This window comes from Palleronia sediminis (genome assembly GCF_004358695.1).
Lineage (GTDB): Bacteria > Pseudomonadota > Alphaproteobacteria > Rhodobacterales > Rhodobacteraceae > Palleronia > Palleronia sediminis.
The window spans coordinates 22,238-31,157 of sequence record NZ_SNAA01000024.1 but is presented as its reverse complement, the minus strand read 5'-3'; the positions used below and the strand labels follow the sequence as shown (position 1 = coordinate 31,157).

Below are 8,920 nucleotides of genomic sequence, written 5' to 3'. Positions count from 1 at the left end.
CGGCGGTCGGGCGGGGCCGCGCCGCCCTGTCGGCGGCACTGGGCGCGGCGGCGCTGCTTGCGCTGGGCGGTCCGGGGATCGCGGCGTTGCTGGCCGGGGCCGTCGCGGTCGCGGCGCTGGCCCTCGTGGCGCGGCGCCAGATCGGCGGGCAGACAGGCGACGTGCTCGGCGCCGCGCAGCAGCTGGGCGAAATCGCGATCCTCGTGACGCTCGCGGCGGCCTAAGCCCTTGCGGCCGCGCGCCGCCTGCGTCACCCATGCCTCATGCGCGAACCCCTCATCCTTGACGGCCATAACGACCTGCTGACGCGGCTGCTGCAACGCGGCGGCCTATCCGCGACGGCGGATTTCGCCCGTTCGGATGCGGGCGCCATCGACCTTGCGCGCGCCCGCGCAGGCGGCTTCGGCGGCGGGTTCTTTGCCGTCTGGGCGCCCTCGCCCATGGACGCCTCGGCGCGCATGGCCCGGATGCAGGGCGACAGCTATGACATGCCGTTGCCGCCACCGCTCGGCCATGGCGAGGCAAGCGCCATCGTCGCCGAAGAGATCGCCATTCTCGAGGCGCTTCAGCAGGCGGGGCACCTGCGCATCTGCACCGACACCGCCATGCTGCGCGAGACGCTGGGGAGCGAGCGACTGGCCGCGATCCTGCATATCGAGGGCGCCGAGGCCATCGGCCCCGACCTGGCCGAGTTGCAGGGGCTTCACGATCGGGGGTTGCGCTCGCTCGGGCCGGTCTGGAGCCGCGAGACGATCTTTGGCCATGGCGTGCCCTTCCGCTTTCCCTCGACCGGGGACACGGGGCCGGGGCTGACCGATGCGGGCAAGCGGCTGGTCGCGGCCTGCGACGAGATGGGGATCATGCTCGACCTCAGCCATCTCAACGAGGCGGGGTTCCGGGACGTGGCCCGCCTGTCGCGCCGCCCGCTCGTCGCCACCCATTCCAACGCCCACGCGATCAGCCCGCATGCGCGCAACCTCACCGATGCGCAGCTCGACGCCATCGCCGAAAGCGACGGCATCGTGGGGCTCAATTTCGCCTGCGCGTTCCTCAGGCCGGACGGGCGGATGCGCTCGGATACCGGGCTCGATATCGTGCTGCGCCACCTCGACCACCTGCTTGACCGGCTGGGCGAGGACCGGGTCGGGATCGGGTCGGATTACGACGGCGCGCTCGTGCCCAAGGCACTCACCAGCGTGGCCGACCTGCCCGCGCTGCGCCGCGCCATGACAGATCACGGCATCGGCCCCGAGACCATGGCAAAGATCTGCCACGGGAACTGGCTGCGCGTGCTCGCGAAAAGCTGGGACTAGCGCCCGACGCCCAGCATCGCGTCGAGATCGAGATGCGCCTCCATATGGGCGGCCAGCGCGTCGAGCACCCGCTCGACCGCGGCGCCATAGCTCTCGCCCCCCGGCGCGACGCCCAACCCCGCAAGGAAGGCCGCGCGGAACCCGTCATCGCCGAACATGCCGTGCACATAGCTGCCCATGATCCGCCCGGCGGGCGATACCGCGCCTTCGTCCGCGCCGCCGATCCGGGCAAAGGGCCGGGCGCGGTCGGGGCCGTCGGTCGTGCCGATATGGATCTCGTAGCCCGAGATCGGGGCGCCGGTGGCGGCATGGGCGCCGGCCACGCGCACGGTCCGTTTCTCGGGCCCCATCCGCGTCGTCACGTCGAGCAGACCCAGCCCCGGCGTCTCGCCCGCCGGGCCCTCGATGCCGTCGGGGTCCGCGACCATGCGCCCGAGCATCTGGTAGCCGCCGCAGATCCCCAGCACCGCGCCGCCGCGACGGACATGGGCGGCGAGGTCCACATCCCAGCCCTGCGCCCGCAGAAAGGCCAGGTCGCCCCGCGTCGACTTGGTACCGGGCACGATGACCAGGGCCGCGTCGCCCGGCAGGGGTCGGCCGCGCCGGATCATCACCAGGTCGACCCCCGGCGCCTGCGCCAGCGGGTCGAGATCGTCGAAATTGGCGATGCGCGACAGGGCGAGGCAGGCGATCCTGACCCCCTGCCCTGAGCCGCGATCCGGCAGGTCGAGCGCATCCTCGGCGGGCAAGAGGCTCGCGTCGGGAAAGAACGGCAGCACGCCGAAGCCCGGCCAGCCGGTCCGGTTCGCGATCATCGCATAGCCATCGTCGAAGAGCGACACGTCGCCCCGGAACTTGTTGATGACGAACCCCGCCACCATCGCCGCATCCGCCGGGTCGAGCACCGCCTGCGTGCCGACCATCTGCGCGATGACCCCCCCGCGGTCGATATCGCCCGCAAGGATCACCGGCACGTCGGCCGCCCGCGCGAACCCCATGTTGGCGATGTCGCCCGCGCGCAGGTTCACCTCGGCCGGGCTGCCCGCGCCCTCGACCACGACGAGGTCGTGCGCCGCGCGCAGGCGTGCGAAACTCTCGAGCACGGGCGCCATCAGCCGCGGCTTGAGCGCGGCGTAGTCGCGCGCCCGCGCGCTGGCCCAGCGCCGCCCCTGCACGACGATCTGCGCGCCGGTATCGGTCTCGGGCTTGAGCAGGACGGGGTTCATGTCGGTCACGGGATCGAGCCCGCAGGCCTGCGCCTGCAACGCCTGCGCGCGCCCGATCTCGCCGCCATCGGCGGTGACGGCGGCGTTGTTGGACATGTTCTGCGGCTTGAACGGCGCCACCGACAGGCCGCGCCGCCGCGCCGCGCGGCACAGCCCTGCGACCAGCAGCGACTTGCCCACGTTCGAGCCCGCCCCCTGGATCATCAGCGCCCGGCCGCTCACAGCCCCAGCACCCCGGCGAGGCGGTGGCGCGTCTCGGGGCCGAAGCGGAAGGTCTGCCAGCCCCGCTCGGCCGCGGCGCGGCAATTCGGGGGCGAATCGTCGATCAGCAGGATCCGCGAGGGCGCGAGCCCGGCCCAGTCCTCGATGGCGCGGAAGAACCCCGGATCGGGCTTGGCCACGCCCATCGGGCCGCTGGCGAACACCGCCTCGACGGCGCCGGCGGCGCGCGCCTCGATGGCGCGGGCGCGATGCGCCTCGTTGTTGGTCCCGATCACCGCGCGGTGCGGTTGGGCGGAAAGCAGCGCGAAGGTCTCGGGATCGGGGCGGTCGTCGGCCCGCAACCAGTGGTCGAGGAACGCGCGCCCCGTCACCGGACCATCCCCGAGCCAGCCGTTCAGCGCGGCCAGCAGGTCCTCTTCGCCGCGCAGGATGCGCCATTTGCGCCCGGCATCGTTGAGGAACCGGCGGAACGCCTCGGGGCGGATGCCGAGATCGCGCTCCAGCGTCGCGACCCACGGGAACGGCCCGTCCGGCTCGCGGTTGAGCACGCCGTCATAGTCCCAGACGGTGAGCGCGATGCCCGGCAAGCTCAGAACTCCACGCCCTTTTGCGCCTTGATGCCGTCGCGGAACGGATGCTTGACCATGGTCATCTCGGTCACGAGGTCGGCCAGCTCGATCAGCTCGGGCTTGGCGTTGCGCCCCGTCAGCACGACATGGGTCATCTCGGGCTTTTCCTCGAGCAGGAACCGCACCACCTCGTCCACGTCGAGATAATCGTAGCGCAGCGCGATGTTGATCTCGTCGAGCAGCACCATGCGGATCTCGGGGTCGCGGATCAGCTCCCTGGCCTTTTCCCAGCCGGCCTCGGCCATGGCGATGTCGCGGGCGCGGTCCTGCGTCTCCCAGGTGAACCCCTCGCCCATGGCGTGGAACTGGCACAGATCGCCGAAATGCTCGGTCAGGATCCGCCGCTCGCCGGTGTCCCAGGCGCCCTTGATGAACTGCACCACGGCGCAGGGCATCCCGTGCGCGATGCAGCGCAGGATCATCCCGAAGCCCGAGGACGACTTGCCCTTGCCCTTGCCGTCATGGACGATGACCAGCCCCTTTCGGTCGGTCTTGCCCTCCATCATGCGGTCGCGCGCCGCCTTGATCCGGGCCATCTTGGCGGCGTGGCGGGCGGCGTCGTCGGTCTCAGTCATGTGCGGGGCTCGTGCTTGACATCGGGGGCCGCGGCGCGTCAGGTGACGGCCGCGCTGGTGCCTGTCTATGACAGGCGAAGAGGGAATGCGACAAGGGGCGGAACGCCGCCCCCCAAGCGCAGCCGCCCCCGCGACCGTGACCGGGAAGGTCGCCCCGTGCCACTGGCCCCACAGGCCGGGAAGGCAGGGCGCCCGCAGGAGCGACGCTCCGGAACCCGCAAGCCGGGAGACCTGCCAGCCGCGAGGAACTGATCGGGCGGACGGGGTGTGCCGCTGCGAGGACCGGCGGCGCGTGCCGCCTTTCCCCGTATGCCCCGCACGCCCTTGCGGAGGATACATGGCCGAGATCACGCTCACCGTCTGCACGACCTGCCGCGCCGGACTGCCCGACCTTCCCGACGCGCCGCGCCCCGGTGCCCGGCTTCATGACGGGATCGCGCGGGCGGGCCTGCCCGAGGGCGTGCGGCTCAGGGCGGTCGAATGCCTTTCGGCCTGCTCGCGCGGCTGTTCGCTGACCCTGACCGGGGGGCCGGGCCGCTGGAGCTATGTCTACGGCGACCTCGACCCCGAAACCGACATCCCCGAGATCCTGCGCGGGGCCGCGGCCTATGCCGCGACGCGCGACGGTATCGTGCCGTGGCGCGACCGCCCGACCATCTTTCGCAAGCAATCCATCGCCCGCATCCCGCCGCAGGAGTGACCCCTTGGCCAATCTCGAAAAAACCCCCGTCACCGTTATCACCGGCTTTCTCGGATCGGGCAAGACGACGCTCATCTCGCACCTGCTGCGCAACCCGCAGGGCAAGAAGCTCGCCGTGCTCGTCAACGAGTTCGGCACCGCCGGCGTCGACGGCGATATCCTGCAAGGCTGCGCCGACGAGAATTGCCCCGCCGAGAACATCATGGAACTGGCGAATGGTTGCATCTGCTGCACCGTCGCCGACGATTTCATCCCCACGATCGAGCGGCTGCTGGCGATGCCGGTCAAGCCCGACCACATCCTGATCGAGACCAGCGGCCTCGCCCTGCCCAAGCCGCTGCTCAAGGCGTTCGACTGGCCCGCGATCCGGTCGCGCATCACCGTCGACGGCGTGATCGCGCTGGCCGATGCCGAGGCGGTGGCGGCCGGGCGTTTCGCCCCCGACGAAGAGGCCGTCGACGCCCAGCGCCGCGCCGATGACAGCCTCGACCACGAGACGCCGCTGGCCGAGGTGTTCGAGGACCAGATAGCCTGCGCCGATATCGTGCTGCTGTCCAAGGCCGATCTGGCCGGCGAGGACGGGGTGGCGCGCGCCCGCGCCATCGTCGAGGCCGAGACCCCCCGCCCCCTGCCCGTCCTGCCGATGACCGACGGCACCATCGACCCGCGCGTGATCCTCGGGCTCGGCGCCGCGGCCGAGGACGACCTCGATGCGCGGCCCAGCCACCATGACGGGCATGACGATCACGAGCATGACGATTTCGCCTCCGTCGTGATCGAGCTGGGCGAGGTCGCCAACCCCGAGGCGCTCAAGGCCGCGGTGATCCGGCTGGCCGACGAACAGGACGTGCTGCGGGTCAAGGGCCATGTCGCCATCGAGGGCAAGCCGATGCGCTACCTCGTGCAGGCGGTCGGGCGGCGGCTGCGCGCGCAGTACGACCAGCCCTGGGGCGAGCGGCCGCGCCGGTCCCGCCTCGTCGTCATCGCCGAACACGACCATATCGACGAGCCCGCCATCCGCGAGGTCCTGGGGGTCTGATGCACGTCGTCTTTCGCGAAAGCCACGGTCTGGACGAGACCGACACGCCCTACGATCCGGGTCAGGACCCGGCCGAACTGGTGGTGCTGTCCTTTTCGGATTCGGATCTGGGCGCCTTCGCGGAAGGCTGGCATCGCGCGGGCGGCACGCTGCCCGGAACGCGGCTGTGCAACCTGATCGCGCTCAAGCATCCGCTGTCGGTCGACGCCTATGCCGAGCGGACGCTGCCGGGCGCGCGGGGCATTCTCGTGCGGTTGATCGGCGGCGAGAGCTATTGGCCCTACGGTCTCGCCACGCTTCAGGACATGGCGCGGCGGCAGGGCATCGCGCTGGCCGTGCTGCCCGCCGACGGGCGCGAGGATGCGCGGCTCGACGAATTGTCGACCCTGCCCGTCTCGACGTTGCGTCGGCTGCAACATCTTTGCGACCAGGGCGGAGCGGTTGCGGCGCAGGCTGCGCTGGCGCAGCTCGCGCTGGCCGCGGGGCTCTATGCCGGGCCGGTCGCGGGCGCCAAGACGGTGCCGCCGCGCGGCTACTGGCGGCCGGGCGCGGGCGTTGTCGCCGCGCCCGAGCCGGACGGGCGACCGCTGGTGCTGGTCACGTTCTACCGCTCGTACCTGACGGCGGCCGATACCGCCCCCATCGCCGCGATCGTCGAGGCGCTCGAGGCGCGGGGCTTTGCCGCCGCGGGGCTTTTCGCGCCCTCGCTCAAGGATCCTGCCTCGGCGGATTGGATGGCGGCCGAGATCGCACGGCTCGCCCCCGCGGCCATCGTGAACGCGACCGCCTTTTCGGCGCGCGGCGCGGATGGCGCGCCTTCGCCGCTCGACGCGGCCGGGTGCCCGGTGTTCCAGGTCGCGCTCTCGACGGCCCGGCGTCGCGACTGGGCCCGCGCCGAGCGGGGGCTGTCGCCCTCGGACCTCGCCATGCATGTCGTTCTGCCCGAGGTCGACGGGCGGCTTTTCGCGGGCGTGGCCAGCTTCAAGCAGCCCGGCCGCCGCGATCCCGACCTGCAATATTCCCGCTTTGCCCATCGCGCGGATGCCGGGCGCATCGCCGCCGTCGCCGACCGTGTCTCGGCATGGCACCGGCTGGCAGGCTGCGCCGCGCCGCGTGTGGCCATTGTCCTGTCGACCTATCCGGGGCGCGACTGGCAGGCGGCCCATGCGGTCGGGCTGGACGCGCTGGCCTCCGGCAACGCGGTGCTGGACACGCTGGGCGAGCCGCCCGTGGAGCGGCTGGGCGATGCGCTGCTGGCCGGGGGGCTCGACTGGCCGCTGACGGCCTATTGCGCGGCGCTGGAGCGGCTGCCGCAAAAGCTGCGCGACGATCTTTCCGCCGCGTGGGGCGCGCCCGAGGCCGATCCCGATTGCGATGGCGCGGCCTTTCGGTTCCGCGCGTTGCGGCGCGGTCAGGCTCTCGTCGCGCTCCAGCCCGAGCGGGGCGATGTCGCCCGGCGCGGGGACGAGTATCACGACCTCGCCCGCACCCCGCGCCACGCCTACGTCGCCTTCTACCTCTGGCTGCGGGAGCAGGCCGAGGCGCTGGTCCATGTCGGCGCGCATGGCACGCTGGAATGGCTGCCGGGCAAATCCGTCGCGCTGTCGGAGGAATGCTGGCCCGAGGCGCTGACCGGCGATCTGCCGGTGATCTATCCCTTTATCGTGAACGATCCGGGCGAGGCGGCACAGGCCAAGCGGCGCATCGGCGCGGTCACGCTGGGCCATCTGCCGCCACCCCTGCGCGAGACGACCCTGGCCGAGGGGCTCGGGCGGCTCGAGCAGCTTCTGGACGAGTATTCCACCGCCGACGGGCTCGACCCCGCGCGGCGCGACCGGCTGGTGGCCGATATCCGTGACGAGGCGCGCGGCACGGGGGTCGAGACCGACCTCGGGCTCACCGACGACACCTGCCCTGCCGACGCGATCCTGCGCATCGACCGTTTCGTCTGCGACATCAAGGAAAGCCAGTATGGCGACGGGCTGCATGTCTGGGGTGAGGGCCAGTGCGGCGCCGAAGAGCGCGCGGCCCTGACGCGCGCGCTGGCTGGCCGCGCGGTGGCGCCCGGCCCGTCGGGCTCGCCCTTTCGCGGGCGCGGCGACGTTCTGCCCACGGGGCGCAACCTGTTCACCACCGACCCGCGCGCCGTGCCCTCGCGCGCGGCCCATGCGCAGGGCGTCAAGCTCGCCGAAGAGCTGTTGCGCCACCACCTGCAGGAACAGGGCGACTGGCCGCGCGGGCTGGTCGTCGATCTCTGGGGATCGGCCACGATGCGCACCGCCGGCGAGGAGTTCGCGATGGCGCTGCATCTCGCCGGGCTCGCGCCGCGCTGGGACGACGGGTCGGAACGGGTCTCGGGCTTCGAGGTGCTGCCGCTGGCCACGCTCGGGCGGCAGCGCATCGACGTGACGCTGCGCGTCTCGGGGCTGTTCCGCGACGTGTTCCCCGGCCTCGCCCAGATGTTCGAGGCCGCGGCCGACGCGCTGGCCGCCCGCGACGAGGACGCCGCCGACAACCCCTATATCGCCCGCGCGGCGCGGGTCTTCGGGCCGAAACCGGGCCTCTACGGTCTGGATATGGGCCGTCACATGGACGATTTCACGCAATCCGCGCGGGACGCCGCGGGCGAGGCGTGGCTGGCCGCGTCGTCCTGGGCCATCGGTGCGGATGGCGAGGCGCGCGAGGATCGCGCGGGGCTCGAGGCGCGGGTCGCGGGGGCCGACAGCTTCGTGCATTTGCAGGATTTGCCCGAGACCGATCTGCTGATGGCGCAGGATTATGCCGCGCACGAGGCGGGATTCGCCGCCGCCGCGGCCCGGCTGGGCAAGGCGCCCGCACTCTACCACATGGACGCGACGCGGATGGGCGCGCCGCGCGCGCGCAACCTCACCGAAGAGATCGCGCGCACCGTCCGCGCCCGCGCCGCCGATCCGGGCTGGGCCGACGGGATGATGCGCCACGGCTTTCGCGGCGCGGCCGAGATCGCGGCGACGCTCGACCACCTCGCGGCCTTCGCGCACCTGGCCGAAGCGGTGCCCGCGCATCTCTTCGACGCCTATTGGGAGGCGACGCTGGGCCGCGCCGAGGTCGTCGATTTCATGGAGCGCGACAATGCCGCCGCGCTCGAGGCGATGCGCGGCACGTTCCGCGCGCTGGCCGAGGCCGGGCTCTGGACGACGCGGCGCAATTTGATCGCCGCCGGAATGGCGGGTTGAG

Annotated in this window: 8 protein-coding genes and 1 riboswitch; of the genes, 5 read left to right on the top strand and 3 right to left on the bottom strand. The window is 72.2% G+C overall.

What is annotated here, in order from left to right; all coding sequences use genetic code 11:
* On the top strand, window positions 1-224 hold a 224-nt coding region (locus E2L08_RS15785), incomplete at its 5' end, for an adenosylcobinamide-GDP ribazoletransferase (protein WP_206077028.1).
* A 39-nt stretch (window positions 225-263) separates the two neighbouring features.
* Window positions 264-1,313 (top strand): dipeptidase, encoded by a 1,050-nt coding sequence (locus E2L08_RS15780; protein ID WP_133398060.1) that lies wholly within the window; start codon window positions 264-266, stop codon window positions 1,311-1,313.
* Here the strand turns inward: E2L08_RS15780 and E2L08_RS15775 are convergent.
* From E2L08_RS15775 to cobO, 3 genes are read right to left on the bottom strand one after another with little or no spacing between them, the layout of a single operon-like run.
* Window positions 1,310-2,743 (bottom strand): cobyric acid synthase, encoded by a 1,434-nt coding sequence (locus E2L08_RS15775; protein ID WP_133398059.1) that lies wholly within the window; start codon window positions 2,741-2,743, stop codon window positions 1,310-1,312. The two genes, E2L08_RS15780 and E2L08_RS15775, sit on opposite strands and share 4 nt — an antisense overlap.
* 14 nt (window positions 2,744-2,757) lie before the next feature.
* Window positions 2,758-3,348, bottom strand: coding sequence for an HAD family hydrolase (locus E2L08_RS17070; protein ID WP_168771180.1), 591 nt, complete (start codon window positions 3,346-3,348; stop codon window positions 2,758-2,760).
* Window positions 3,349-3,350: 2 nt separating this feature from the next.
* On the bottom strand, window positions 3,351-3,965 hold the full coding sequence (gene cobO / locus E2L08_RS15765) for a cob(I)yrinic acid a,c-diamide adenosyltransferase (protein ID WP_133398057.1): 615 nt from the start codon (window positions 3,963-3,965) through the stop codon (window positions 3,351-3,353).
* Window positions 3,966-4,003: 38 nt separating this feature from the next.
* A riboswitch (cobalamin riboswitch) is annotated at window positions 4,004-4,218 on the top strand.
* An 84-nt stretch (window positions 4,219-4,302) separates the two neighbouring features.
* Between cobO and E2L08_RS15760 the strand changes: the two genes are divergently transcribed.
* From E2L08_RS15760 to cobN, 3 genes are read left to right on the top strand one after another with little or no spacing between them, the layout of a single operon-like run.
* A complete protein-coding gene (locus E2L08_RS15760) occupies window positions 4,303-4,665 on the top strand; it encodes a DUF1636 family protein (RefSeq protein WP_133398056.1) in 363 nt (120 codons plus the stop codon).
* Between the two features lie 4 nt (window positions 4,666-4,669).
* Window positions 4,670-5,704, top strand: coding sequence for a cobalamin biosynthesis protein CobW (gene cobW, locus E2L08_RS15755; RefSeq protein ID WP_133398055.1), 1,035 nt, complete (start codon window positions 4,670-4,672; stop codon window positions 5,702-5,704).
* Window positions 5,704-8,919 carry a cobaltochelatase subunit CobN gene (gene cobN, locus E2L08_RS15750; RefSeq protein ID WP_133398054.1) on the top strand — a complete coding sequence of 1,072 codons (3,216 nt, stop codon included), beginning with the start codon at window positions 5,704-5,706 and terminating at the stop codon, window positions 8,917-8,919. The genes cobW and cobN overlap by 1 nt, the downstream gene beginning before the upstream one ends.
* The last annotated feature ends 1 nt before the right edge of the window (window position 8,920 follow it).